This is a genomic window from Enterobacter sp. E20, from assembly GCF_000801755.2.
Taxonomy (GTDB): Bacteria; Pseudomonadota; Gammaproteobacteria; order Enterobacterales; family Enterobacteriaceae; genus Enterobacter; species Enterobacter asburiae_B.
Genome location: NZ_CP012999.1, coordinates 3,972,631 through 3,998,045, shown reverse-complemented (window position 1 = coordinate 3,998,045; position 25,415 = coordinate 3,972,631). Strand labels below are relative to the sequence as shown.

Below are 25,415 nucleotides of genomic sequence, written 5' to 3'. Positions count from 1 at the left end.
CCCATGGAACAACAATACGGTGAGATCGCGCACGCGGATCTCAGGGCAGAACACGTCTATACGAAAGTGAACGGACAGCGCATCCACTGCGTCGTGGCGGGAAAAGGTCAACCGGTATTGCTGATACCGGGTTGGCCACAGACCTGGTATACCTGGCGCTATATCCTTCAGGCGCTGGCGGCGGCGGGTTTTCAGGCGATAGCGGTCGACCCTCCGGGCATTGGTGAGTCAGATAAACCGCGCGACGGCTATGACACCGGACGTGTCGGTGCCATGCTGCATACCATGATGGCGCAGTTGGGTCATGCGCGTTATAGCATAGTAGGCCACGATATTGGCATGTGGGTTGGATACGCCATGGCGAGCGATTTTCCTCAGGCGATAGAACGACTTGTGCTGACAGAAGCGGTTATCCCTGGACTGGCCCCACCACCGCCGATTTTTGTCGCACCGGAAGAGAACATCTTTCTCTGGCACTTCATGTTCAATCAACTGGCGGATCTACCCGAAACCCTGACCAGCGGGCGCGAATCACAGTATCTCAGCTATATTTTCGACCGCTGGTCTCATCGACGTGAACGGGTTGCCGCAGAGGTGTATATCGCCGCCTATTCAACACCCGGCGGGCTGCGTGCGGGTTTCGACTATTATCGCGCTATCCCGGAAACCATCCGGCAGAACCAGCGCCGTGCGCTAACGCCTTTAACCATGCCGGTGTTAACGGTGGGGGCCGAACATGCGACGCGCGATGCTCCGCTGATAACCCTGCAGGGCAATGCCCTTGATTTGCGTGGCGAGACGGTGGCGGACTGCGGGCATTTTATTACCGAAGAGTGTCATGAGGCGTTTATTGGGCTAATCGTACCCTTTCTCTCAGAGGACACCGATCGTGCCGCTTGATAAACACATCGCTGACTTTCTGGCTGCGTCATCGGGCGCGCCGCAACCGGCGTCGTTAGCCGACCTGCGTGCCGCCACCGAAGTGGACTTATTGCGGCTACAGGGTGAGGAGGAAGCAGGTGGCGGCATTCAACATTACGTTGTTATCGCTGATGATGGTTACGCTATCGGTCTTCGCGTGTATACGCCTGCTGCCTCAAACGCTGAAATCGCACAGCCTGCAATGCTTTTTGCTCACGGCGGTGGATGGTGTCTGGGCTCGCTGTCGCTGTACGATCGGCCCTGTCAGGCACTGGCCAATGCTACTGGTCGGAAAATACTCTCCGTTGATTACCGTCTGGCACCGGAGTTCCCCTTCCCAAGGCCGTTAGAGGATGTTTATCAGGCACTGTGCTGGGCCAGTGAACAGGCCGCGCTTTTGGGGATAGATGCGACCCGTCTGGCGGTGGGCGGCGACAGTGCAGGCGGCAATCTTGCTGCCGCGACAGCTCTGCTGGCCCGGGATCGCGGCGGACCTCACATTGAGCATCAGTTGCTGCTCTACCCGGCATTAAGTCGCGAAATGTCGTCCCGAAGCTATTGTGAATTTGCTGAAGGTTTTTATTTAACGCGTGATGCGATGGCGTTTTGCTGGGAGAACTATCTGGGAGAATGTCATCATCCTTATGCCGAGCCGCTGCATATGGCCTCGCTGAGGGAGTTACCGCCAGCAACCATCCTGAGTTGTGAATACGATCCCCTGCGCGATGAGGCTGAAGCGTATGCGCGACGGCTTGAGGAGGCGGGGGTGCCAGTACGCTGTGAACGGTTGCCGGGAATGGTGCATGCCTGCATTCATATGTCAGGGTTAACGCCAGCCGCGCGTCGGTTGTTCGAACGGGCTTGTATCTGATTCAAAAACACAAAAAACCCAGCGCGATCGCTGGGTTTATTATTCATGCCTGTTCACAAGGTGGCACACGACCTTAGTGCGTCGCTTCACCAATCAGCGCGCCCGTGCCCGCACCAACGGCTGCACCTTTCAGCACGCTCTTGCCGGTAACCGCCGCGGCGCCTGCGCCCACGGCAGCCCCTACCGCGCCGCCCTTACGCGCGGCTTTACCTTTGCCGCCGTTTTTGAACATGGCACCGGTGCCTGCGCCCACGACGGCGCCGCCAACGGTCGATTTCAGATCTTTGCCCGTGGCCGCACCAATGGCCGCGCCTGCTACCGCGCCAGCGGCGGTTTTGTCGATAGCCATTCCCGAGGTGGAAAAAATGAGGGCGCTGATAACCAGCGTTGTTTTAATAAGTTTCATAACAGATCCTTTGTGACTGCTGTCGGTTGAGACGTCGTTTCTCACGCGAGAAAAACGTCCAGATAGTGCCAGCAATACCGGCTCACCCTTTAAGCTAATCATGCCCTGGGCAGGGATCTCAGTTGCCGGGCGGGGACCCGCCCGGCGGAACATTACACCTGACGCTTATCTTCCGTATTGGTATCGAAGTCGCTCGCCGCGTGGCGCTCGTGGAGCTGCTCGTTCAGCTCGCCGCTGGTTCGGTTAACGATGCGGCCGCGCTTAACGGCATGGCGATTCGCCACGTCTTTCGCCCAGCGCTGCACGTTAGTGTATTTCTCTGCGTCGAGGAACTCGGCGGCGTTATAGACGCTGCCCAGCGCCACGCAGCCGAACCACGGCCAGATGGCGATATCCGCGATGGTGTACTCCTCACCCGCCACGTAGCGACCCCGCGCCAGCTGTTTATCCAGCACGTCGAACAGGCGTTTGGCTTCCATGGTGAAGCGGTCAATCGCGTACTCAATTTTTACCGGCGCGTAGTTGTAGAAGTGGCCAAAGCCGCCGCCGAGGAACGGCGCTGCGCCCTGCAGCCAGAACAGCCAGTTCAGGGTCTCGGTGCGTCCCGCCGGATCTTTCGGCAGGAAGTGACCGAACTTTTCTGCCAGATAGAGCAGGATATTGCCGGATTCAAAGACGCGCGTTGGCGGGTTCGTGGAGTGGTCACGCAGCGCCGGTATTTTCGAGTTCGGGTTCACCTCAACAAACCCGCTGGAGAACTGATCGCCCTCGCCGATGCGGATCAACCATGCGTCGTACTCCGCGCCCGTCACGCCCAGCGCCAGCAGCTCTTCGAGCATGATCGTCACTTTCTGCCCGTTCGGTGTTCCGAGAGAGTAAAGCTGCAGCGGGTGGGAGCCCACGGGCAGATCTTTCTCATGGGTCGCGCCGGAAATCGGGCGGTTGATGTTGGCGAACGCGCCGCCGCCGTTCTTTTTCCATTCCCACACTTTTGGTGGCTGATACGTGTTGTCTGACATGTTGGCCTGCCTTTTGAGTGATGTGTTGAGGCAGTGTAGCAGGAGATTTGTGAAGCGTTTAACGAACTGAGCGTAATCGATCTGCCGCTATTCCTTCCGGCGCTTATATATATCAAATCCGGCATAAGCTTAATCGAAAATCGCATTTTCATAATTAATGCGTAAACCGATAAAGCTGAATATGATGCTTCAACATAAATAAAAGATGCAGTAATAAACACTTTATAAGGCAAGGAGTTAGTGAGATGCGCAAGCTTCTGTTATCGGCAGTGGTCGTTTCGCTCGCGTTAGGCCTGGCGGGCTGTGATGATGCGAAAAATAAAGAGACAAACAGTGCGGCTGCGGCAAAAAACGACGCGCCAAAAGAGGGCGGTTCGCTAATTATTGGAATTACCTCCGGCGACCCGTTAGCCGTTAATCCGCTCTATGCCAGTGACCGTACGACGTTAACGATCATGCAGGCGCTCTATGCCCCGCTGTACAGCTTTAATAACGGCAACATTGAGTGGGGCCTGGCGGAAAGCCTGACGCCCTCCGCCGACAACCTGAGCTATACCCTGACGTTAAAACCCAACCTCAAATGGCAGGACGGCCAGCCGCTGACGGCGGACGACGTGGTCTTTACGTTCAATAAGCTGCTGGATGCCAAACAGCACAGCTTCTTCCGCAGCATGTTCACCTACGGCGACAAGCCGGTACAGGTGAGCAAGGTGGATGAGCGCACCGTTAAGTTCACATTGCCGCAGGTCAGCGCGGCCTTTACCGGCACCCTGGTACAAATCTACCCGATCCCGCAGCACGTGTTCGCCGGTGAAGGCGACCTGGAAAAGAGCACCAAAAACGATGCGCCGGTCGGCTCCGGCCCGTTCAAGTTTAAAGAGTACCGCGCCGGGCAGTATTACGCCCTGACCCGTTTTGACGATTACTGGAACGGCAAAGCGAAGCTTGATTCGGTCACTTACCGTTTCGCCAAAGACAGCAACGCCGCCAACCTTGCGCTGCAAAACGGGGAAATCAACCTCAAGATGGTTGACCCGCAGGATGTGAACCGTCTGAAAAATACCGGTAAGTTTGACTTCGTGGTCTATCCGGAAGGCCGTCTGGCCTATATGACGTTCAACCAGAACGTGCCGGTGATGAAGAGCAAAGCGCTGCGCCAGGCCATCGCGTATGCCATCAACAAAGACGAGCTCACCCAGACCGCCTTTACCTCGCTGGACTACGCTAAACCGGCGACCTCCTTCCTGACGCCAGATACGCTTTACAAGACGGATGACGTCGAGCAGTACAAGTTCGATCTGCAAAAAGCCAAAGAGCTGCTGAAGACGTCCGGCGCGCCGGACAATCTCAAGCTGCGCCTGGCGTATGTGAACACCAACAAAACCCAGGAGAGCATGGCGCTCTACATTCAGCAGGCGCTGAAGGGCATTGGGGTGAACGTGGAGCTGATGCCGCTGGACTCCAACGCCATGTCTCAGCGCAGCCTCGATATGAACAACACCGCGTGGGAGCTGAACTTGGGCGGCTACATCATGGGCTCCGAGCCGGACGGTTACAAATCGCTGTTCATGAGCAACGAAGCCTATAACTACGCGCACTATAAAAATCCGCAGTTTGATGCCCTGTGGGATAAAGGCGCAGTCGAAACCGACGCCGCAAAACGTGCCGATATCTACAAGCAAATTCAGCAGACCGTGGCGAACGATATGACCTACTACCCGATCGCCTACACCAATGCGACCGTCGCGGTGGACAAGCGTTTTGGCGGCACCGAGGAAGCGGAGCCGAAACCGGTCTATCTGTTCCAGGATCTGTCAAAAATCTATCAGAAATAAGTGATTGCCCCGGCCGTCAGGTCGGGGCTTTTGAAAGGGCACGTCGTGAACACACTCCTCACGCGTCGGCTGCTGCAGCTGCTGCCGATGCTGTTTTTTATTTCACTGGTGGCGTTTCTGCTGGTCAAGCTCGCACCCGGCGATCCGGTGGCGGCGTACATTACGCCGCGTATGGCCCCGGAGGATATCGAGCGTATTCGCCAGAGCCTGGGGCTGGATAAGCCCCTGGTCACGCAGTACATCCTGTGGCTGAAAAACGTCCTGCAGGGCGATCTCGGCTATTCGCTGATTTATCACCGCCCGGTGCTGGAGATGATCGGCGAACGCATTCCGGCCACGCTGGGGCTGATGGGCGCGTCGCTGCTGATGGCTATTGTGCTGGCGATCCCGCTGGGCCTGCTGGCCGGGGCATTTAAGCACCGCTGGCTGGATCATCTGCTCAATTTATTCGCCTATATCGGCATTTCTGTTCCGATTTTCTGGTTCGGCATCTTGCTCATCACCGTTTTTGCCGTGCAGCTTAACTGGTTCCCCAGCATGGGGATGCGCACCATCGGCATGGAGGATAACGGGCTGGATCTGCTGCGTCACGGCGTGCTGCCGTGTATTGCCCTCACGTTCTACAACCTCTCCAGCTACGTGCGCTACATCCGCTCCAACACCATCTCGCAGCTCTCGGCCGACTACGTGCAGACCCAGCTTGCCTACGGCGCGACGCGTTCCAGTATTCTGTTTCGGCACGTGCTGAAAAACGTGCTGCTGCCGGTGATTACCCTGTTCGGCCTGTCGTTCGGAGAGCTGATTGTGGGGGCCTATGTGACGGAAAGCGTCTTCTCCTGGCCGGGGATGGGGCTGCTCGGGATCCAGTCGATCGCCTCGCTGGATTACCCGCTGATTATGGCGATCATCATGCTCTCGTCGATGATGCTGATCGTCGGAAACCTGATCGCCGACGTGCTTTATCGCTTCGCCGATCCCCGCATTCGTACGCTGAGGTAACCCGGATGAGCAGACGCTGGCAGCAGGTTCGTCACCAGCTGCGCCGCAACCGTCCGGCGCAGTTCTCTCTGTTTGTGCTTTTTATTTTCGTCGTCGCCGCGCTCTGTGCGGGGTTAAGCCCGTACGATCCGGATCGAATGGCGCTCGGCGCGCGCACGTTGCCGCCGGATGCCGCGCACTGGTTCGGCACCGACGAATACGGCCGCGACTACTTTACCCGCGCGCTGTATGGCGGCCAGATCTCCCTGATGGTCGGTTTTCTGGCGATGCTCTTTTCCACGCTTATCGGCACGGTGGTGGGAACAGTGAGCGGCTATTTTGGCGGCTGGCTGGATAACCTGATGATGCGCGCCGTGGATATTCTGATGGCCATTCCGGCCTTCTTCCTGCTGCTGGTAGTAAATGCTTACCTCAAGCCGGGTGTGGATAACATCATTCTGATTATCAGCCTGCTCACGTGGATGAACATGTCGCGTCTGGTGCGTGCTGAAACCCTGTCGGTGAAAGAGCGCGAGTACGTGCTTTATGCCCGCGCGTCGGGGGAGCATCCGCTGCGCATTATCGTGCGCCACATCATTCCCGGCGTGCTGCCGACCATTATCGTGGCGGCCACGCTCAATATCGCCTCGGCCATTCTGATGGAGTCAACGCTCAGCTTCTTAGGGCTGGGCGTGCAGGCGCCCGCGGCGTCGTGGGGAAGCATGCTTAACAACGCGCAGTCTTATATTGGCGAAGCGTCGTGGCTGGCGATGTTCCCCGGCATTCTGATCCTGCTGACGGTGTTCAGCTTTAACGTGCTGGGCGATGTGTTCCGTACCGCCTTTGAGCCGGGAGCGAATCGCGATGAGTAACTTATTAGCGCTTGAGAACCTGCAAACCACGTTCCGCACGCGCGAGGGCGAGGTTCACGCGGTGCGCGGCGTGAGCTTTCAGGTTCAGCCGGGCGAACTCGTCGGCATCGTCGGCGAGTCGGGCTGCGGGAAAAGCGTCACCTGCAAGTCGATTATCCAGCTTCTGGGGAGCAACGGACGGATAACCGGCGGCAGCATCCGCTTCCAGAATGAGGATCTGGCCCAGAAAACGCCCGCGCAGATGCGCGCCATCCGCGGCAACGAGATCGCGATGATTTTTCAGGATCCGATGACCGCCCTGAATCCGGTGCTGACCATCGGCAAGCAGATGGCTGAGATCCTGATGCGCAACAAAGGACTCAGCAAAAAAGCGGCCAAAGCGGCGGCCATCGCCATGCTGGAACAGGTAGGCATTGCCGGGGCGGAACGGCGATACGACCAGTATCCCCACGAGTTCAGCGGCGGGATGCGCCAGCGGGTGATGATCGCCATTGCGCTCTCCTGCAACCCTAAGCTGCTGATCGCCGATGAACCGACCACCGCGCTGGACGTGACCATTCAGGCGCAGATCCTGCGCCTGCTAAAAAGTCTGCAACAGCAGACCCGGACCGCGATTTTGCTGATCACCCACGATCTCGGCGTGGTGGCGCAGGTCTGCAGCCGCGTGGTGGTGATGTACGGCGGGCTGGTGATGGAGGAGGGGAGCGTAGAGGACATTTTTTATCGCCCTGCGCATCCTTACACCCAGGGGCTGCTGGCCTCGCTGCCGCGTCCGGATGAGGTCAATCAACGTTTATCGCCCATTGAAGGTTCGCCGCCCGGGCTGCTTAATCCGCCGCCGGGCTGTCCGTTCGCGGAACGCTGCCCGAAGCGCATGCCCCAGTGTGAACGACAGCCTGCCTTTTACGCCGCCGGAGAGGGCCATCGCGCCGCCTGCTGGCTATGGGCCGACAAGGAGATTCAGGCATGAGTGAACAACTGGCGCCATTAGTGAGCGTGCGCGATCTGCGCAAGCACTATCCGCTCAACGGCGGTTTGCTGCGTAAAGGCGTGGCCGTGAAGGCGGTTGACGGCGTGAGCTTTGATATCCAGCCCGGCGAGACGTTTGGCCTGGTGGGGGAGTCCGGCTGCGGAAAATCCACCCTCGGGCGCGCCATCCTGCGCCTTTTCGATATCACCTCGGGCGAGATCCACTTCGCCGGGCAGGCGATTGCCCACGCCCGTGAAAAAGAGCTTAAGCCGCTGCGTAAACGGATGCAGGCGATTTTTCAGGATCCTTACTCCTCGCTCAACCCTGGAATGACGGTGCGACAGCTGGTGGCCGAGCCGATGCAGATCCACGGCTACAGCCGCGAAGAACAGTGGGAACGCACGGAAACGCTGCTCTACAAAGTGGGGCTGAAGCACGAGCACCTTGAACGGTTCCCGCATGAGTTCAGCGGCGGCCAGCGTCAGCGCATCAGTATTGCCCGCGCGTTGTCCGTGCACCCTGAATTCGTGCTGTGCGATGAGCCGCTCTCGGCGCTAGACGTCTCGGTGCAGGCGCAGGTGGTGAATATTCTGCAGGATCTGCAGCAGGAGCTGGGACTAACCTATCTGTTCATCGCCCACGATCTCTCCATGGTTCGGCATATCTCCAGCCGCATTGGGGTGATGTATCTCGGCAAACTGGTGGAGGTGGCCCCGGCGAATGAACTGTATCAGCGTCCGGCGCACCCTTACACCCGCGCGCTGCTGGCGGCGGTTCCCCAGCCCGATCCGCGCATCCGCAACCTCGAAGACGCCACCCTGCGCGGCGACATTCCCGGCCCCACGTCCGCGCTGCCGGGCTGTAAGTTCTGCAGCCGCTGCCCGCACGCCATGCCGGTGTGCCAGACGCAGGAGCCTGCCATGCAGGAGATTGCGCCTGGGCATTTCGCGGCATGCTGGCTGTTTAACATGTAGTTAATGCGCCGCGCAGGTGTATGATAAATGTCCCTCTGTCAGGTTAATTACAACGTGCAGACGACGACAACCCTTAAAAAAATTGCCGCCTGCCTGTTTTAGGTTGGATACATGCGTAAAGGAAAGTTAAGCAGTGATGCGCCATTCGGGACATTGTTAGGCTATGCGCCCGGTGGCGTGGCGATTTACTCTTCAAATTACGGCAGTCTGGATCCGCGAAAATACCCGGAAGACGCGGATTTTCGCAGCTATATCGGCAACGAATACATGGGCCACAAGTGGCAATGCGTTGAGTTTGCCCGCCGTTTCCTGTTTCTCAACTATGGCTTCGTGTTTACCGATGTCGGCATGGCGTGGGAAATCTTCTCCCTGCGCTTTTTGCGCCAGGTGGTGAACGATAACATTCTGCCTCTTCAGGCTTTTGCCAACGGCTCAAAACGCGCGCCGCGCGCCGGAGCGCTGCTGATCTGGCAAAAGGGCGGCGAGTTTCACGAGACCGGCCACGTGGCGGTGATCACCCAGCTTCTCGACGATAGGGTGCGAATTGCGGAGCAGAACGTGATTCACTCCCCGCTGCCGCTCGGGCAGCAGTGGACGCGCGAGCTGCGTCTGAGCGTGGAGAACGGGTGTTACACGATCCATGACACCTTCAATGACACGGAGATTCTCGGCTGGATGATCCAGACCGACGACGCGGAATACAGCATTCCCCAGCCGGAAATCGACGGCGAAATGCTGAAAATCAGCGGCGCGCGGCTGAAAAACAAGCGTCAGTTCGACGGAAAATGGCTTAACGAAAATGACGCGCTGCAGCAGGCGTATATCCGCGCCAACGGCCATGTGATCAACAAAGATCCCTGCCAGTACTTCACCATTACCGAAAGCGCCGAGCAGGAGCTGATCAAGGCCACTAACGAACTGCATCTGATGTACCTGCACGCGACGGACAAGGTGCTGAAAGACGACAGCCTGCTGGCGCTTTTCGACATCCCGAAAATCCTCTGGCCGCGCCTGCGCCTCTCCTGGCAGTGGCGTCGCCACCATATGATCACCGGTCGTATGGATTTCTGCATGGATGAGCGAGGCATTAAGGTCTACGAGTACAACGCCGACTCCGCGTCCTGCCATACCGAGGGCGGGCTGATTCTCGAAGAGTGGGTGAAAAACGGCTATCGCGGCAACGGGCATAACCCGGCGGAAGGGCTGCTGGAAGAGCTGACCGGGGCGTGGAAGCACAGCCACGCGCGGCCGTTCGTCCACATCATGCAGGACAACGATGTCGAAGAGGACTATCACGCGCTCTTTATTCAGCGTTCGCTGATGCAGGCCGGGTTCGAGACCAAAATCCTGCACGGGCTGGAGGCGCTCAGCTGGGATGCCGCCGGACAGCTGATTGACGACGAAGGTCGCCACGTCAACTGCGTGTGGAAAACCTGGGCGTGGGAAACGGCGATAGAGCAGATCCGCGAGGTCAGCGAAACCGAATACGCCGCCGTGCCTATTCGGACCGGACATCCCGAGGGCGAGGTGCGCCTGATTGACGTCCTGCTGCGCCCGGAGGTGCTGGTCTTCGAACCGCTGTGGACCGTTATTCCCGGCAACAAGGCGATTCTCCCGGTCCTGTGGCAGCTGTTCCCGAATCACCGTTATCTGCTCGACACCGATTTTGAGGTTAACGATCTGCTGAAGCAGACCGGCTATGCCGTCAAGCCGATTGCCGGCCGCTGCGGCAGCAATATCGATCTCATCAGCGCCCAGGACGAACTGCTGGATAAATCCAGCGGCAAGTTTGTTGACCGCAAAAACATCTACCAGCAGCTGTGGTGCCTGCCGAAGGTCGACGGCAAGTACATACAGGTCTGCACCTTCACCGTGGGCGGGAACTACGGCGGAACCTGTCTGCGCGGCGATGACTCGCTGGTGGTGAAGAAAGAGAGCGATATCGAGCCGTTGATTGTGGTGAAGGACTCGCTATAAAAATCCCCCCGCAGGGCTGAGGATTGCCTACAAAATAATGCCTGCAAGGACGGCCCCCTCTCCCTTGAGGGAGAGGGCTGGGGTGAGGGGGAACATACGGCTCAGGTCACGTTATGTTCCTTGCTACAAAATACTGTGGTTCCCTCAGCCCGCAGGGTCTCCTGCGGGGGGTTTTTGTTACTGTTCTTCCTCTTCCTGCTGCTCGTTGATCTTCAGATCGATGATGCGGCCAATCTGATCGTGGTACACCGTCAGCAGGTTGTACTGGCTCATCTCGGAGATGATCTGCGGTGAGACGTTAAAGCTGCGGGCCAGCTCCTCCTGGTGAAAATAGCCCGGCTGGCGCCGTCTCACGTGGGCGCGGCGGCGGTTGTACTGATACCACAAAATCAGCAGCCAGCCGTTGAGCGCGGCAAATAGCAAGTAGATCAACACCGTATTAAAGGACGCGATAATCACGCTCCAGCGGTGGTCGCTCTCATCGGTTAGCTGCATCCACAGACGGGCATACAGGAAAAACAGAAATCCTCCCCACGCCACCAGCGTCAGCGCGGCATCGAAAAGACGCGGCAAGAGCCGATGCTCGGTCAAAATTAAGGTGTTTTCGTTCATTAAATGCTCCCTTTTCCCCGGTCCGGACTGATCCAGCGCGCGCGGGCGCGCTGGCGTTTAAGCATGACTTTTGGAAATGCGACGAGGGTGGTGAACAGGCCGATCATCCAGTACACCATCGGGAACCAGATCACCCAGAAAAGCGAGCTGGCCACTTTACGTTCATAGCGCCGCTCGATGTACAAGCTGACCAGGAACTGCAGCAGGCACATCACGCCCAGCAGCAGCCCGGTAAACTCCGGTGGAAAAAGGCTCTCCACGGTCAGCCTGGCGGGAACAGGCGCAACCTGGCTGAGGAGGAACAGCAGCACCGTCATCGCGTACGCGAATGCCCACAGCGTTGACAGCGCGTACTCCATAAACAGCGGCCACATGCGGTGATGCTCCCAGCGCACGATCCTGCGAAGGTTAACCAGAAACACCTCCGCGCCCCCCTGGGCCCAGCGCAGGCGCTGTTTCCACAGGCCTCTCAGCGTCTCCGGCATCAGGATCCAGCACAGCGCCCGCGGCTCAAAAAAGATATCCCAGTGGCGCAGCTGAAGCTTCCAGCTGATGTCGATGTCTTCGGTGATCATGTCCGGACTCCAGTACCCGACGTCCGCCAGCGCCTGTCGGCGAAACGCGGCGATGACGCCGGAGACGGTAAAGACCCGGCCATAGATCCGCTGCGTCCGCTTGATGAGCCCAATAATGGATGAGAACTCGCCCACCTGAATGCGGCCAATCAGCGTGGAGCGCGTGCGAATGCGCGGATTGCCGGTAACCGCCCCGACGTGGGGGTACTGAATCAGCGGGGCCACCAGATAAGCGGCGGTATCGCGATCGAGCAGGGCGTCGCCGTCAATGCAGACCAGCAGATCGCCCCGGGCCGCCGCCGCCCCGGCCTTGAGCGCCAGCGCTTTCCCCTGATTTTCCGCGAGGTTAATCACCCGCAGGCGCGGCTGTTCCTGCGCCAACTCCTGCAGCACCTGCGCGGTGTCGTCAGAAGAGCCGTCGTTGATGGCGATAACTTCTATATTTTCATACCGCTGATCCAGCGCGGCGCTGATGGTCTCCCGGGCATTTCGTCCCTCGTTGAAACAGGGGATAAGAATAGAGATGAGCGGCTCACCCGCGAGCGTCGGGGCGGGCGTGTCTTTATCCCACGACCAGTGGCGTTCAAGCTGAAACCAGAAATAGAGGCCGCCTGTTATCCAGAGCACCGACATGAACAGCGGCCAGAAGAACACGAAATCCAGAATCAGTTCGCCGGTAAAGAGGGCGGCCACGCCTAACGGCAACCCGAATACCAGACATAAAATAGAGAAGGCGATAATGCGATCAGTCATTGTCAGGGTACCAGTACGAAGAAAATTCAGGCCTGATGCGCGAGATATCAGGTTGGTTGTTGAGAAAGTCGTCGGGGTAGTATCCGTAGTTTTTGACGCCGTTCAGCTGGAGCACGCGCATCCACTGCGCAAGCTGGCTATCGGCAACGGCGCGCTGCGGTTTCCGATCCCAGTCCCTGGCCTGCAGCTCGAAAATGGTTTTATCAAGCGCGCCGGGGCGTGCGGCGACCGCGTTAACCAGACGCGTCAGCCAGGCATCGCTCTCGTCTGCCGGAACGGACTCCATCAGCGGCATGGCCATCGGCACCGTCCAGTCATACTCCGCCAGAAAATCATCAAGATTCTGCGCGAACCACGCTTCGCTTTCGGGCTGCAGAATGGGTAAGGCGAACATATTGCGGGCGGTTTTTATCTGCGGGCCACGGATATGCTTCACCGCCAGGCTCAGGGCGTGGGTAAACCCGATAAGCGTCTGGCTTTTCTGACGCGTGGTGTTCTGACCGGCATCGTCCACGTCCGTCAGCGCCGCATCGTCATGGAACAAAATCCCGTTGAAGCTGGCATAGCGGGCCAGGTCTTCATAGATGTCCGTCACCTGCTGGCGCACCTGCGGGTCCCACGGGGAGAGCCGGATATAGGGCTCGGTGGCTTCGCGCAGCTGGCCGGTTTGACGATCCCGGCGCTGCACGCGCGGCAGGGAAGGATCGAGATCGAACGAGAGCACCGGCATCCACGCGAAGACTTTTACCCCGGCGCGGGTTTGCAGCTGCCAGGCGACAAAATTAAAGAGATCGGCCCGAACCGGCAGCCGACGGTTGGGGAAATAAAGCGCCTTGATCCTGCCGTCGCCCTGCGGATCGGCAAACGCCTGCAGGAAAACATGGCTGATCTTCATGTCGTAAACCCGCTGGATCAGCCTGTTGATGTTTTGGGTCTGCTGGGCCGGATCGGGATCGTAAACGTAGTCGAGATCGACGTGCATGACGCGCACGGGATCGCGCTCCTGAACCTGGCTGACCGTGCTGGCAAACGCCTTGAGCGAGGGATTTCCGGCGATCAGCAGGCGGGGGATGTTGCCAAGATCCTGCACGTTCCCCAGCCCGTCCTCAAGGGTGAAGGCCAGCCGGTAACCCTGCTGTCTGGCGATAGCGAGCGACGTACCGCTGGCGGCGCCGTAGGGCCAGACCCAGGCGCGCGGCGCCTTGCCCGTCACCTGCGTGATTTTTTCAGTCACTTTGCGAACGTCATCGCCGATCCGCTGGCTGAACTGCTGGTCGGTTTCATAGCGACCCGTCGCTTTGTCATACAAGCGGTTGGCGATGGCCGGCTCGCGGCTGCCCTGCGGGTTGGCCGGAATGCCGTAATGCGAGGCCCAGGTATGCGATCCGATTTCAATCAGCGGAGACTGGCTGAGCTCGCGCACCATGTCCCACGTCGCGAAGCGATCCCGGGGCGTCATCAGGCCGCCAAAATTCACCTTTTGATGGGCTGGCGTATCGACCCAACTGCCCACCGGCGCCCACAGCGCGGGGACGTTCCAGGCCTGAAGCAGCGGCCAGACGCGGGTGTAAAAGCTGCTGTAGCCGTCGTCAAAGCTGAGCAGAACGGCTTTTGGCGGCAGCGTTTTTTTCCCGTCATGCGCGTCAAGAATGTCCTGCACGCTGATGGCGTGGTAGCCGTTGTGCAGCAGCCAGCTTATCTGCTCGTTTAACGCGCTGGTGCGAACGGAGAGGTAGCGCTGATCGGCGGCATCGTCTTCGACGTCGTGGTAGGCCAGGACCAGAAACTGGTTCTTCGGCCAGGGTTTACTCGCCTCCAGCTGCGGCCGATCTTTGGGCGCAATGAACGAGATCGCCTGCGCGCAGACGCTCGCGCTGAGGCAGAGCCAGCCGAGGAGTATCAGGCTCACGGAAAAACGTGTGTTCAGCATATTCATCCTTAAAAGCGTAAAGTCGCGTCAAACGTGACGGAGAGATTGCTCTCGCGTTTGCCGTCGTAAGGGCGCTTGTCCCAGTTCAGCATCACGCCGGTATCAATGACGTTGTTCCACTGGACGCGCTGTCCGTAACCCAGCAGGGCGATGGCGCCAGCGGATTGATTTTTCTGCCAGTAGCTGCCGCCTCCCGCCACGAACTGCTGGCTCCAGAGGGTGTCGTAATGGCGGACCATTTCATGGTCAACGGCCAGGGCCGCCGTCACGGACAGATCCCGCGCCGGGTTGTAGTAGAGCGTGTCGCGCAGGCTGTTTTTACTGGCGGCGATCCCCGGCTCGAGATCCAGCGTCAGGGACGGGGTCTGCCAGAGACGCTCCTTGCCCGTGAGGGTATATTCCTGGCGGCGGTTATGATCGGAGAAGCGGCTGAGGGCGGCGCTGAACTGGTACTCACGCCGCTCGTTTTGATACCAGCGCACCCCGCCTTCACCCCGGTTGGCGCTAATACCGGTGCGTAACGCCCGAAGGGGCGTAGTGCGCGACAGGCGTTCCAGGCTGCCGCTGACCTGCCAGCTATCGTTCACAAAGTACGTTGTTGCGAGGCGAGCGCCCGGCTTGTTTTCGCCGTGATAGCGGTTGCTGGAAAGCTCGGCTTCGAGCTGGAGGTCGCGTGGTCGCCACTCGACGCCGCCCAAAAGGTGACGGCTGGTGCCTTTGCCTTCATCGAAATTACTCTGCGCGTAGCGGGTGCCTGCAAACAGCCGCCAGCTGTCCGCTACGGGTGGGCCATAGAGCGTGGCGTCCCAGCTCAGGTCGTGCGTCCCGCTGACGGGGCTATCGGAGTGCAAGCCCTTGCTTGCGTTGAGGCGCAGCTCGGACATGTGGTGGACCGTTCGGAGCCTGTCGAGACGCCTGGCGCTGCGATCGTTGGGCGCGCGAGCCAGCACGTCGTCGGCCAGTAAATCCATCTGTCGCCACTCCTGTAGATCCATCGCGACGTAAGCCTGCTGTTGCTCTAGCTCTGTATTGGACGGCTCCAGCGCCTCCGCCTTTTTCAGCGTTTGCTCGGCCGCACGCGGCAGGCCCCGCGCCTGAAGCAGGGTGGCGTAGTCAATCTGTAATCCCTGATTGCCCGGCGCCGTTGTCGCCAGACGGTGCGCCAGCGTTTCGGCTTCCGGCAGGGCATTCGTCGCCAGCAAATAGTTAAAGCGGAGCGACTGTCCGGTAAGCCATCGATCGTTCGGCTGAGGGGTTGGGGAGCCGAAATCGTAGCGGGTCCACGGGACGTTGCGGGTCTGGCGCTCAGCATATCGGCGGGCGGACTGATACTGTCCCGTATCCAGCCAGGCGTAGAAAAGCGCGTGCTCCTCGTCCTGCGGATCGGAAGCGTATTGCGGATAGCGTTGCAGAAGCGAGAAGGCGGCGGCCGCGTTTTGCTCCTGCAGATACGCGGAAATCACCCAGCCGATGGCCCAGCCCGGCATCGGATGCTGCTCAGCCGTCAGCGCCTGATATTCACGGATGACCTGCGGGTAATCACCATGCGCATACAGCGCGCCAAGCCTGTCTATACGCGCCAGAACGACGTCTTCCGCCGCCTGCGGATCTTTTTGCCAGCGGGAAAGCAGAGCGTCGTAACGATTCAGCGTGGATTGCGCAAGCTGCAGGCGCTCCTTTTCTGTTCTGCCGGGCACATCGGCAAGGCGAACCCGTTCGGCGGCGGCATTACGCTCAAGACGGCGATGCTCCGCGGGGGACAGCGTGACGCTTTGTGAAAGCTGGAGCGCGGGGGTGTTCACCCGGCTATCCGTTAGCGCGTCGATCAGCTCGCTGAGGAGCGCTTTATTCTCAGGCGCGATATTCAGCGCGCGCGTGTCTGCCAGAAGCCGATCCCAGCTTTTTCCCTGGCGTAACCAGACATACGAGAGCGTCTCAAGATGTGCCTGAGAGGGATTTTCCGCTACCAGCCGTTGGGCTTCCTGCAGGGCAAGCGCGTCCATGCGGGCATCGGCGAGAGTTTTTATGTAGCCGATACGATACTCGTCGTTATCCGGCGCAAGGCTACGCGCCTCTTTCCAGCGCGCCAGGGCTGGCTGCCAGGCTTTTTTATTCCGCCAGGATTGCGCGACGGCAGCAACGCCGCGGGCGGGCAGCGGCATATAAATACCGTAACGCTGCCAGACCTGAATAACCTCGTCATCATGACCTGCCCAGGACGCAACCTGTAACCAGTCCGCAACGTGTTCTGGCGTCAGGGCATGCTGCTGCTGATAACGCTGAAGATAATCGAGAAACGGCGAGTAATTACCGTTACGCGCCTGTTGAATCTGTTGCTCATAAACGGATTCAGTCGCCTGAGCCAGAACAGGAAAGAGGAATAACAGAAACAATAATGTTGGGGCGCGATAAAAGAATAACGTATTGAAGCGAAGCGATCTTTCCATATCTATTTGCCATTTGTTTATCATGAATCCATTGCATAACACGGCCGCCTTTAAACTCAGGGTTAAAGGCCATAAATGAGAACATTAAATCTGAATGCAGTGATGTTACGGGGTACTTACCTAAAGGTAATTATGGATCCTTATCTCAGTGGACTGGGTGAAAGCTAATGTACACCTGATATGTTGCCGGATAAATATGTTGAAATGGGGCTGTGTTGTTTTGAGATAATTCTGTATCGAGTGGTTTTTGGCGGTTTTATTGAAATGATTGTTTATTTGTAAACTATTGATATATTGGTGTTTTATTTATATTGTGACAGCTTTGTATATATTTTTAATGTGGTTTACCTGCCTCAATTAAAGTACTTTCTGGTGCATGTTTGGGAAGTTTCATGACAAAAATTCTTAATGTTTAGAGAAGTGACTTTTCTGCGATTGTTTTTTATTTATAATTAATGGCAGCCATTGAATGATAGTCTATAGGAAGTCTTACTCATCAATGTCTGTATTGAGGGATGTCCAAAGCCGGAATACATTTATCGTTAATATAACAGCGCTATAAAACGAAGGCGGCCTTCTTTGCGAGGGATCGTGCTTGCTTTAATCTAAAAGGGATGGTTAGTGGCAACTTCAATTGTTTTAGTGACTCAGGATCGCTACCTTGTCAGGGGGATGCGGATATTTTTCCCGGATATTATCCTGCTCGACTCGATTGACAGAAACATATTTGATAACGGTGCAGATGAATATTCTGTATTGATTGATAGTCGTTCTCCGCTCCGTTTATATGATTACCTGATACGCCATCCGGCCAGAACGAAAAAAACAATCTGCTGCGTTATGCTCGATATGCGACACCGCGAGGAGAATCTGCTCAGTATGAAGTTATTTATGAACACGTCGCTGACTGCGCCGGATATGGCGTCGTTATTTAACCTGGTGCTCAATATGAAGGGCAGGCGCCTGACCACGAAGTGGCTGCTTAATTTACGGCTTAGCACGCACGAAGCGATCATGCTGCGGTTGCTGAGGGCAGGGATGTCGATGGAAGCCATTGCCGATGAGCTGAATACGTCGGTGAAAAGCCTCTATCGCAAACGAACGGCGCTCTCGGAACGCCTGGGGGCGGAGAACTTCAACGAGGCGTGTTTGTTTATCTTTAAAAACAAACTGCTGGACGCAGGTGGGAACGATCCCTGGGGTGGGGAGAAACCAAAAGCATAGAACTGACTTGCGGGCGGTATTCTGAGTTTTAAGAAAACTGGACGGTGACGACATCCTTGTTTTAGCTATGGATTTACTCTGGCTCAAAACAAGTGAAAGGACGATGTAATGGACACGGTTGAAGAGACTGGTTGGAAATTTTTCTGATGCTACATGATGAGCAAGAATTGTTAGATTACCTCACTGAGAATTACAGTGACCGTAAATCTCCGGCAAAGAAAGAATGGACCTTCCAGGAGCATTTCAATCTCATACCTGAAGATCTTGAGGACATGCTGCTTGACCTTTTCCCCCGGTACGGAATTGAGTACAGCAACTTTGTGATGGACCATTATTTTGAACCGGAGCTGTTTTGGTTTCAGTTTCGGCTCAGAAAAAAATTCCGCGATCGGCAGTACAAACCGCTATCTACCGGCGGATGTTAGGTGGCAGAAAATGATCGGGTGGCGGTTGGATTTTGGGGGAGAGGAAACGCGTATTATAATGAAAAACGAATAGTATCTTCTGCTCTTTAACCCCGTTTATGAACTGCCAGTGGCTAAGCCATGTGTTTTATCCTGAGCGGGTGATACCAGAAGGAGACTCCTGGAAGTGATTGAAAAATTTAAAAGGACGTTAGAAATGAATAAATATCTGTCTGGTCTGTGTGTTGTTTCTTTTTTTTATTTTTCTTCAATAGGTTACGCGCACTCTGCGGGGCTAAATAAAGTTCAGGTTAGTATCAAACCCAGCAGCGCTAATGGAGGATATATCCCGGTAATTTCTGATGCAGATGAAATCGAGCCTTCTGATTTCAGGGAGTCGGATCTACAGGAGATGCAGAATAGCCTGAGTAAGATGAAGTCCGACAACCGCAAAGTCGATGAGCTAACTCAGAAGGTTTTACAGCTTGAGAGAAAGAATTCTGAGCAGGAGAGTAAGATCGAGCGATTGCAAAAAAGCCTTGATGACATGAAGCGGAGCAACGACAACCTTTCAAATCAGGTCAGCAATTTATCCGGCAAAATTAAGTGATAAAAAAGAGCCACCGCCTGTATTAACTTACCGGGCTATTAGCGTAAGCGTGCCTGCATTAAAGCCACGCTTATCAGCGCCCAGAAATCGGCCGTAGCCATATAGCAAAAACCCAGCCATAGGCTGGGTTTTCTAAATAGTGGTGCCCGGACTCGGAATCGAACCAAGGACACGGGGATTTTCAATCCCCTGCTCTACCGACTGAGCTATCCGGGCAACGGGGCGCATTAAACCCGATCTGCCCCGTGGCGTCAACGAAAAATGTTGTTTTCGTTACAGACTGCGCAATCTCTCACCATTTCGCCGCATCCTTAAGCGAAAAAGTGCGTCCAGAGCGCGGAGAGCGGCATGGCGAGCAGCAGTGCGGGCAGCATGTTCACCACGGCAAACATCTTAATCCCACAGATGCGCAGCCCGGTCGCCAACAGCAGCAGGCCGCCGACGGCGGTAAAGTCTGCCATCATCGCCGGCGTGGTGAGCGGGAGAATCAACGTGGCGCAGTTCGCGAGTGCCAGCTGAATAAGCAGCATCGGCACGGAAATCGCGGCAACGGCAACGCCGAGCGTGGTGGCAAAAATAGTGGCCGTAAAGAAATCAAGAAATGCCTTCGCAATCAAAATGCCTGGGTCGCCCGTCATCCCCTCCTGCATCGAACCGAAAATCCCGGTGCCGCTGGCGCAAAACAGAATGATGATGGCGACATAGTTTTGAATAAACGACTCGTGCGTACCGTGTTTCGCCTTGCCGCCCGGTCGGGCAATCAGGTTTTTGGCTTTACTCACCGCGCTGTTGATGCCTTTTTCCAGATAGCAGAACTCGCCAATCAGCGCGCCGAGCAGGGTGGCCAGCACCATCACCGGCAGGTTGGCGCATTTGATCACGAGAAGAATACCGATCCCTAACGATGCCAGGCCGAATATTGAGGGCATGGAGGTGCGAATACGCTCCGGCAACCGCTGGCTCAGCACGGCGCCGAGTACGCCGCCCAGCAATACGGCGCCTGCGTTAATAAATGGCCCGATAACCAAAGTTAACTCCTGTTATTTAATCATTGATATTGCATTATTATGACACGGCAGGGCTGCGCGGGCCTTAGCTTTGGTTGATTTCGTGCATACTGATTCCTTCTTGCACCTCAAAATAAAAGGTGACATTATTGCGCGAATTTTCTCCTCCCTGTCTCACCGCCCGGTGAGGGTAACTGCGCCTATGAAAACCATGAAAATTGCCGTCAGCCGCGAGCTGCTTTCCACTGTGTCTACTCACCGCGAAAAGGTGACGCTGGACAGCACTGATTTTACCGATGTGGCGGCCGTCGTCATCACAACAGCTGAAAGTCGCAGCGGCATTCTTGCACTGCTGAAACGCACGGGATTTCATTTACCGGTGTTTATTTTCTCGCAGGAGCCTACGGACGTACCCGATGGCGCCACCGCGGTTATCTCGGGTAAAGCTCAGGAGTTTCTGGAACTGGAGAGCGCTGCCAGTCGCTACGAAGAGAACCTGCTGCCGCCCTTTTTTGACACCCTGTGTCAGTATGTGGAGATGGGCAACAGCACTTTCGCCTGTCCGGGCCACCAGCACGGGGCATTTTTCAAAAAACACCCGGCAGGGCGACAGTTCTATGATTTCTTCGGTGAAAACGTGTTTCGCGCCGACATGTGCAACGCCGACGTGAAGCTGGGCGATCTGCTGATCCACGAAGGGTCCGCCAAGCACGCGCAAAAGTTCGCGGCAAAAGTGTTCAATGCGGACAAAACCTACTTCGTGCTGAACGGCACGTCTGCGGCAAACAAGGTGGTGACCAACGCGCTGCTGACCCGCGGCGACCTGGTGCTGTTCGACCGCAATAACCACAAATCTAACCACCACGGGGCGCTGATCCAGGCGGGCGCCACGCCGGTTTATCTTGAGGCGGCGCGTAACCCGTTTGGCTTTATTGGCGGGATTGACGACCACTGCTTTGACGATGCCTATCTGCGGGATCTTATCCGTGAAGCGGCGCCGGAAAAGGCCGACGAGGCGCGTCCGTTCCGCCTGGCGATCATTCAGCTTGGCACCTACGACGGGACGATCTACAACGCCCGCCAGGTGATCGACAAGATCGGTCATCTGTGCGACTACATCCTCTTTGACTCCGCATGGGTGGGCTACGAGCAGTTTATTCCGATGATGGCGGAAACGTCCCCGCTCTTGCTGGAATTGAACGAGAACGATCCGGGGATTTTCGTGACCCAGTCGGTGCATAAACAACAGGCCGGGTTCTCGCAAACGTCGCAGATCCATAAAAAGGATAACCACATTCGCGGTCAGGCGCGTTTCTGCCCGCACAAGCGGCTGAACAACGCGTTTATGCTGCATGCCTCCACCAGCCCGTTTTATCCGCTGTTCGCAGCGCTGGATGTGAATGCCAAGATCCACGAAGGTGAAAGCGGACGCAGGCTGTGGGCGGAGTGCGTCGAGCTGGGGATTGAAGCGCGCAAGGCGATCATTGCGAATTGCCATATGATCAAACCGTTTATCCCACCGGTGGTGGCGGGGCGGCCGTGGCAGGATCATCCGACGCACGCCATCGCCAGCGAGCTGCGCTTCTTCAGCTTTGAGCCGGGGGCCAAATGGCACGGCTTTGAGGGCTATGCCCGCGAGCAGTACTTTGTCGACCCGTGCAAGCTCCTGCTGACCACGCCGGGTATCGATGCTGAAACCGGGGAGTACACGGATTTCGGGATCCCGGCGACGATTCTGGCGCACTACCTGCGCGAAAACGGCATCGTGCCGGAGAAATGCGACCTCAATTCGATCCTGTTCCTGCTGACGCCTGCCGAAAGCAGCGAGAAGCTGGCGCAGCTGGTGGCGATGCTGGGCCAGTTCGAACAGCATATTGAAGACGACACGCCGCTGGCGGACGTGCTGCCGACGATTTTCCAGAAATACCCGGTGCGCTACCGGGATTATACCCTCCGCCAGCTGTGTCAGGAGATGCACGATCTCTACGTCAGCTTTGACGTGAAGGATCTGCAGAAGGCGATGTTCCGCAAGGAGAGCCTGCCTGAGGTAGTGATGAACCCGCAGGATGCGAACCGGGCCTATATTCGCGGTGACGTGGAGCTGGTTCGCATACGTGATGCCGCAGGGCGCATTGCTGCCGAAGGGGCGCTGCCCTATCCGCCGGGCGTGCTGTGCGTGGTGCCGGGTGAGGTCTGGGGCGGGGCGGTACAGCGTTACTTCCTCGCGCTGGAGGAGGGCATCAACCTGCTGCCGGGCTTCTCGCCGGAGCTGCAGGGGGTTTACAGCGAGAAGGATGCCGACGGGATTAAGCGGCTGTATGGGTATGTATTGAGATAGTGCGGGCTGTTGCCCTCCCCCTAACCCTCTCCCCAAAGGGGAGAGGGGATTGTACGGGGCCGTCTTTTCACCCTCGCCCCTTTGGGGAGAGGGCCGGGGTGAGGGGGAACGTTTCATCAAACCGCACTACGCTTGTACATCCTCCTCGGATGCCCAATCTTGCCGTACAGCATCTCCACCGTCAGAAAACCCGCCTCCACGCAGTGCTCCAGATAGCGCCGGGTGGTGGTTTTGCTTAATCCGGTTTCGCTCACCACCTCATCCACGGTAAAGCAGTGCGTTGCCTTGTCGTTGAACAGCGTCTGCACACGCGCCAGAGTATTTTCCTCAATGCCTTTACTGCCGTTGTCCAGGCGGTAGTTTTTCGCCTGGAGCTGATACAGCGAATCCACGTTCTGCTGGTCGACAATCTTCCACACGCGCTGCTGTTCCGCAAACTGCACAAACCGCTCCAGCGACTGGCTGAGCCGCTTCCAGGAGACGGGTTTGAGGATGTAGTCGAACGCGCCGTTGCGAATCGCCTGGCTGCAGGTGTCCATATCGCTGGCGGCTGTAATAAAAATCACCGAGCAGTTGGCGCGGGCCAGCATGGGGTTATTGATAAGCGAGATGCCTTTGCCGTCCGGCAGGTAGTTATCCAGCAGCATCAGCTGCGGCTGTTTGCTTTCAAGCTCTGCCTGGGCCGCAGCCAGCGACGAGGCAATGCCTACCAGCCTCAGACGCGGATGTTTGCCTATCAGCTCCGCGTGCAGTTGCGCCAGTTCGTTCTCGTCTTCAACAATCAGTACGTCGATAAGTTCATGTTGCATAGTCGGTGTCTTCCAGTTGCCGGGCGGTTCCCGTGGCCGGGATAAACAAGGAGAAAATGGCGCCGCGCGGGGTATTATCGGCAACTTCTATCGCGCCGCCAGCCTGTGTGACGTAGCTTTCGATCAGATACAGGCCAATCCCATGATCGCCGCGCGTTTTGGTGGTGATGCCGCGTTCAAAGATCCGGTCACGCATCTCCGGTGTAATGCCAACGCCCTGGTCGGCGACTTCAATAATCAGCTCCTGTTCGCTGAGCTTTATCAGCACTTCTACCGGCGCGTGGGGAAGCGGCGACCGCTGTGTTGCTTCGATGGCGTTATCCAGCAGGTTGCCAATAATCGAAATCAGCTCTTGCTCCCCAAGGGGCAGGAACGGTCTGTCCAGCCGACAGCCTGGATCGAAACACAGCTCTACGCCTTTCTCCCGCGCGCGGGCGGCTTTCCCCAGCAGCAGGCCACACAGGGTCGGGGAACTGAAGCGCGAAGAGATAAAGTCCAGCAGCTCCTGGGCATGTTCCGACTGCGCCTGAATGTAGCCAATGGCTTCCTCATAGCGGCCCATGTGCAGCAGGCCGGAGAGGGTGGTCATCCTGTTTAACTGCTCGTGGCGCATAATGCGCAGGTTATCGACATAGCGTTTTACCTGGCTGAGCTGGGCGCTCAGCGAGTCGATCTCGTTGCGATCGCGGAAGGTGATCACCCAGCCCTGCAGCGACCCCTCAAGCATAATGTGCACCCGGCTGGCAATCACCGTGAGATCGTTAAAACGACAAATCTCGTCATGGGTATCTTTCGCCAGCATCGTCTGCGTGTCGAAGAACGGGACCGGATCGATCACCTGGCTTATCAGCTGTCCGCGCAGCTCGCGGGCCGGCTGGCTCAGGCCCAGCAGCTTGCGCGCCGCCTGGTTGATGACTTCAATCCGCCGCCGATCGTCAATGGCAATCACGCCTTCATAAATAGACTCCATCATCGCCTTCTGCTGGCGCACCAGCAGGCCGATCTCGCGCGGCTCAAGGGAGAAGATCTGCTTCTTGATGCTGCGGGTAAAGAACCAGGAGAAGATAAAGAGAGCGATCAGCAGCAGCACGGCGGCAATCAGGATATTGACCACTTTGCTGACGGTAATGGTATCAAGGTAGCTGGTCAGATAGCCTACCGAAACAATGCCGACCACCTGTCCGGCGGCGTTGAAGATGGGGGCTTTACTGCGCAGCGAAATGCCCAGCCCGCCTTTGCGAATGGTGGTGGTGCTTTTACCCTGCAATACGGCTTCATTGTCTCCGCCAACCAGGGTTGTGCCCACTCTGTCGGCAAAGACGGAGTGAAAAAGATGCTGCCCCTTATTATCACCAATCACAATAAAGCTGGCGTCACTGTGCGCAGAAATCTTCTGCATAAAATCATGGATGGCATTGATATTCTTTTGTTCAACTTCATTACGCAATGTCGGAATAAGCGCAATCTCTTCAGCCTGTATTTTGGCACGCGTACTCATTTCCTGATAAAGCTGTTTCCCGACGTCGGCATAATAATATCCGCCCAGCAGCGCGAAAAGCACCGAGAAAAAGGCAACCAGCGAAATAAACAGCTTAATCTGGAAAGAAACTTTCATAACTATCACGCGAGGTAGCAGCAAAGATCGCCAATATATCATCTTTTTTCGCGCTGACGCCCGCTTTGCCGAAAACTTGTGATCCCTTGCACAGCGGGCGCTGTAAAAGAGTTATGCTGAAGGCGAACGTACTTCGGGCTGCGCGAACAAATGTTATTTGTTTGTTCGATTCGGAAAAGAAACCATAAAAACCACGGCAATAAATAAGGTATAAATCACATTAAATAAATGAAACCATTAAAACCATAGCTGCCATTAAAACTTCGCT

Annotated in this window: 21 protein-coding genes and 1 tRNA gene; 12 read left to right on the top strand and 10 right to left on the bottom strand. The window is 56.9% G+C overall.

From position 1 onward, the window contains the following. Window positions 1–3 precede the first annotated feature (3 nt). Both NI40_RS18560 and NI40_RS18555 read left to right on the top strand, forming a co-directional pair. Window positions 4–900, top strand: coding sequence for an alpha/beta fold hydrolase (locus tag NI40_RS18560; RefSeq protein WP_045142897.1), 897 nt, complete (start codon window positions 4–6; stop codon window positions 898–900). Beyond that, window positions 890–1,792, top strand: a complete 903-nt coding sequence (locus tag NI40_RS18555; protein ID WP_039262941.1) for an alpha/beta hydrolase — start codon at window positions 890–892, stop codon at window positions 1,790–1,792. The genes NI40_RS18560 and NI40_RS18555 overlap by 11 nt, the downstream gene beginning before the upstream one ends. Before the next feature lie 73 nt (window positions 1,793–1,865). On the opposite strand, the gene NI40_RS18550 is transcribed toward NI40_RS18555, so the two are convergent. Beyond that, the gene (locus NI40_RS18550) at window positions 1,866–2,198 is read right to left on the bottom strand and encodes a hypothetical protein (RefSeq protein WP_029740720.1); all 333 of its coding nucleotides are present in this window, start codon (window positions 2,196–2,198) and stop codon (window positions 1,866–1,868) included. 152 nt (window positions 2,199–2,350) lie between these two features. Then, window positions 2,351–3,217, bottom strand: a complete 867-nt coding sequence (yghU, locus tag NI40_RS18545) for a glutathione-dependent disulfide-bond oxidoreductase (RefSeq protein ID WP_039262942.1) — start codon at window positions 3,215–3,217, stop codon at window positions 2,351–2,353. Between the two features lie 245 nt (window positions 3,218–3,462). Between yghU and NI40_RS18540 the strand changes: the two genes are divergently transcribed. From NI40_RS18540 to gss, 6 genes are all read left to right on the top strand, one after another. Then, window positions 3,463–5,052 (top strand): ABC transporter substrate-binding protein, encoded by a 1,590-nt coding sequence (locus NI40_RS18540; protein ID WP_039262943.1) that lies wholly within the window; start codon window positions 3,463–3,465, stop codon window positions 5,050–5,052. Window positions 5,053–5,097: 45 nt separating this feature from the next. After that, entirely contained in the window at window positions 5,098–6,051 is a 954-nt protein-coding gene (locus tag NI40_RS18535; protein WP_039262994.1) for an ABC transporter permease, read from the top strand. 5 nt (window positions 6,052–6,056) lie between these two features. Then, window positions 6,057–6,902: an ABC transporter permease gene (locus NI40_RS18530; protein WP_023294546.1), complete on the top strand. Its 846-nt coding sequence runs from the start codon at window positions 6,057–6,059 to the stop codon at window positions 6,900–6,902. Continuing rightward, window positions 6,895–7,872, top strand: coding sequence for an ABC transporter ATP-binding protein (locus tag NI40_RS18525; protein ID WP_039262944.1), 978 nt, complete (start codon window positions 6,895–6,897; stop codon window positions 7,870–7,872). The genes NI40_RS18530 and NI40_RS18525 overlap by 8 nt, the downstream gene beginning before the upstream one ends. Further along, window positions 7,869–8,846: an ABC transporter ATP-binding protein gene (locus tag NI40_RS18520; RefSeq protein ID WP_039262945.1), complete on the top strand. Its 978-nt coding sequence runs from the start codon at window positions 7,869–7,871 to the stop codon at window positions 8,844–8,846. Before NI40_RS18525 ends, NI40_RS18520 begins: the two co-directional genes overlap by 4 nt. 111 nt (window positions 8,847–8,957) lie before the next feature. Beyond that, entirely contained in the window at window positions 8,958–10,823 is a 1,866-nt protein-coding gene (gss, locus tag NI40_RS18515; protein WP_039262946.1) for a bifunctional glutathionylspermidine amidase/synthase, read from the top strand. Between the two features lie 177 nt (window positions 10,824–11,000). On the opposite strand, the gene pgaD is transcribed toward gss, so the two are convergent. From pgaD to pgaA, 4 genes are read right to left on the bottom strand one after another with little or no spacing between them, the layout of a single operon-like run. Then, window positions 11,001–11,435 carry a poly-beta-1,6-N-acetyl-D-glucosamine biosynthesis protein PgaD gene (pgaD, locus tag NI40_RS18510; protein ID WP_039262947.1) on the bottom strand — a complete coding sequence of 145 codons (435 nt, stop codon included), beginning with the start codon at window positions 11,433–11,435 and terminating at the stop codon, window positions 11,001–11,003. Further along, entirely contained in the window at window positions 11,435–12,763 is a 1,329-nt protein-coding gene (gene pgaC / locus NI40_RS18505; protein WP_039262948.1) for a poly-beta-1,6-N-acetyl-D-glucosamine synthase, read from the bottom strand. The genes pgaD and pgaC overlap by 1 nt, the downstream gene beginning before the upstream one ends. Next, window positions 12,756–14,693: a poly-beta-1,6-N-acetyl-D-glucosamine N-deacetylase PgaB gene (gene pgaB, locus NI40_RS18500; RefSeq protein WP_039262949.1), complete on the bottom strand. Its 1,938-nt coding sequence runs from the start codon at window positions 14,691–14,693 to the stop codon at window positions 12,756–12,758. Before pgaB ends, pgaC begins: the two co-directional genes overlap by 8 nt. 8 nt (window positions 14,694–14,701) lie before the next feature. Then, window positions 14,702–17,140, bottom strand: a complete 2,439-nt coding sequence (gene pgaA / locus NI40_RS18495; protein ID WP_039262950.1) for a poly-beta-1,6 N-acetyl-D-glucosamine export porin PgaA — start codon at window positions 17,138–17,140, stop codon at window positions 14,702–14,704. Window positions 17,141–17,812: 672 nt separating this feature from the next. On the opposite strand from pgaA, the gene NI40_RS18490 reads away from it, so the two are divergent. The 3 genes from NI40_RS18490 to NI40_RS18480 all read left to right on the top strand — a co-directional run bounded on the left by NI40_RS18490 (window position 17,813) and on the right by NI40_RS18480 (window position 19,378). Next, a complete protein-coding gene (locus NI40_RS18490; protein WP_045142895.1) occupies window positions 17,813–18,364 on the top strand; it encodes a helix-turn-helix domain-containing protein in 552 nt (183 codons plus the stop codon). A 131-nt stretch (window positions 18,365–18,495) separates the two neighbouring features. Then, on the top strand, window positions 18,496–18,789 hold the full coding sequence (locus NI40_RS18485) for a DUF1493 family protein (protein ID WP_231113503.1): 294 nt from the start codon (window positions 18,496–18,498) through the stop codon (window positions 18,787–18,789). 166 nt (window positions 18,790–18,955) lie between these two features. Continuing rightward, the gene (locus NI40_RS18480) at window positions 18,956–19,378 is read left to right on the top strand and encodes a hypothetical protein (protein WP_231113502.1); all 423 of its coding nucleotides are present in this window, start codon (window positions 18,956–18,958) and stop codon (window positions 19,376–19,378) included. A 140-nt stretch (window positions 19,379–19,518) separates the two neighbouring features. Here NI40_RS18480 and NI40_RS18475 read toward each other — a convergent pair. Both NI40_RS18475 and NI40_RS18470 read right to left on the bottom strand, forming a co-directional pair. Beyond that, a tRNA-Phe gene (locus NI40_RS18475) sits at window positions 19,519–19,594 on the bottom strand. Between the two features lie 95 nt (window positions 19,595–19,689). Beyond that, window positions 19,690–20,406: a DUF554 domain-containing protein gene (locus NI40_RS18470; RefSeq protein ID WP_039262953.1), complete on the bottom strand. Its 717-nt coding sequence runs from the start codon at window positions 20,404–20,406 to the stop codon at window positions 19,690–19,692. 181 nt (window positions 20,407–20,587) lie between these two features. Here NI40_RS18470 and NI40_RS18465 point away from each other — a divergent pair, with 181 nt between their 5' ends. Next, window positions 20,588–22,723, top strand: a complete 2,136-nt coding sequence (locus NI40_RS18465) for an ornithine decarboxylase (protein ID WP_039262954.1) — start codon at window positions 20,588–20,590, stop codon at window positions 22,721–22,723. Between the two features lie 116 nt (window positions 22,724–22,839). On the opposite strand, the gene NI40_RS18460 is transcribed toward NI40_RS18465, so the two are convergent. Both NI40_RS18460 and NI40_RS18455 read right to left on the bottom strand, forming a co-directional pair. Then, window positions 22,840–23,532, bottom strand: a complete 693-nt coding sequence (locus NI40_RS18460) for a response regulator (RefSeq protein WP_023309148.1) — start codon at window positions 23,530–23,532, stop codon at window positions 22,840–22,842. Then, the gene (locus tag NI40_RS18455) at window positions 23,522–25,147 is read right to left on the bottom strand and encodes an ATP-binding protein (RefSeq protein ID WP_029740737.1); all 1,626 of its coding nucleotides are present in this window, start codon (window positions 25,145–25,147) and stop codon (window positions 23,522–23,524) included. The genes NI40_RS18460 and NI40_RS18455 overlap by 11 nt, the downstream gene beginning before the upstream one ends. Window positions 25,148–25,415: the final 268 nt, after the last annotated feature.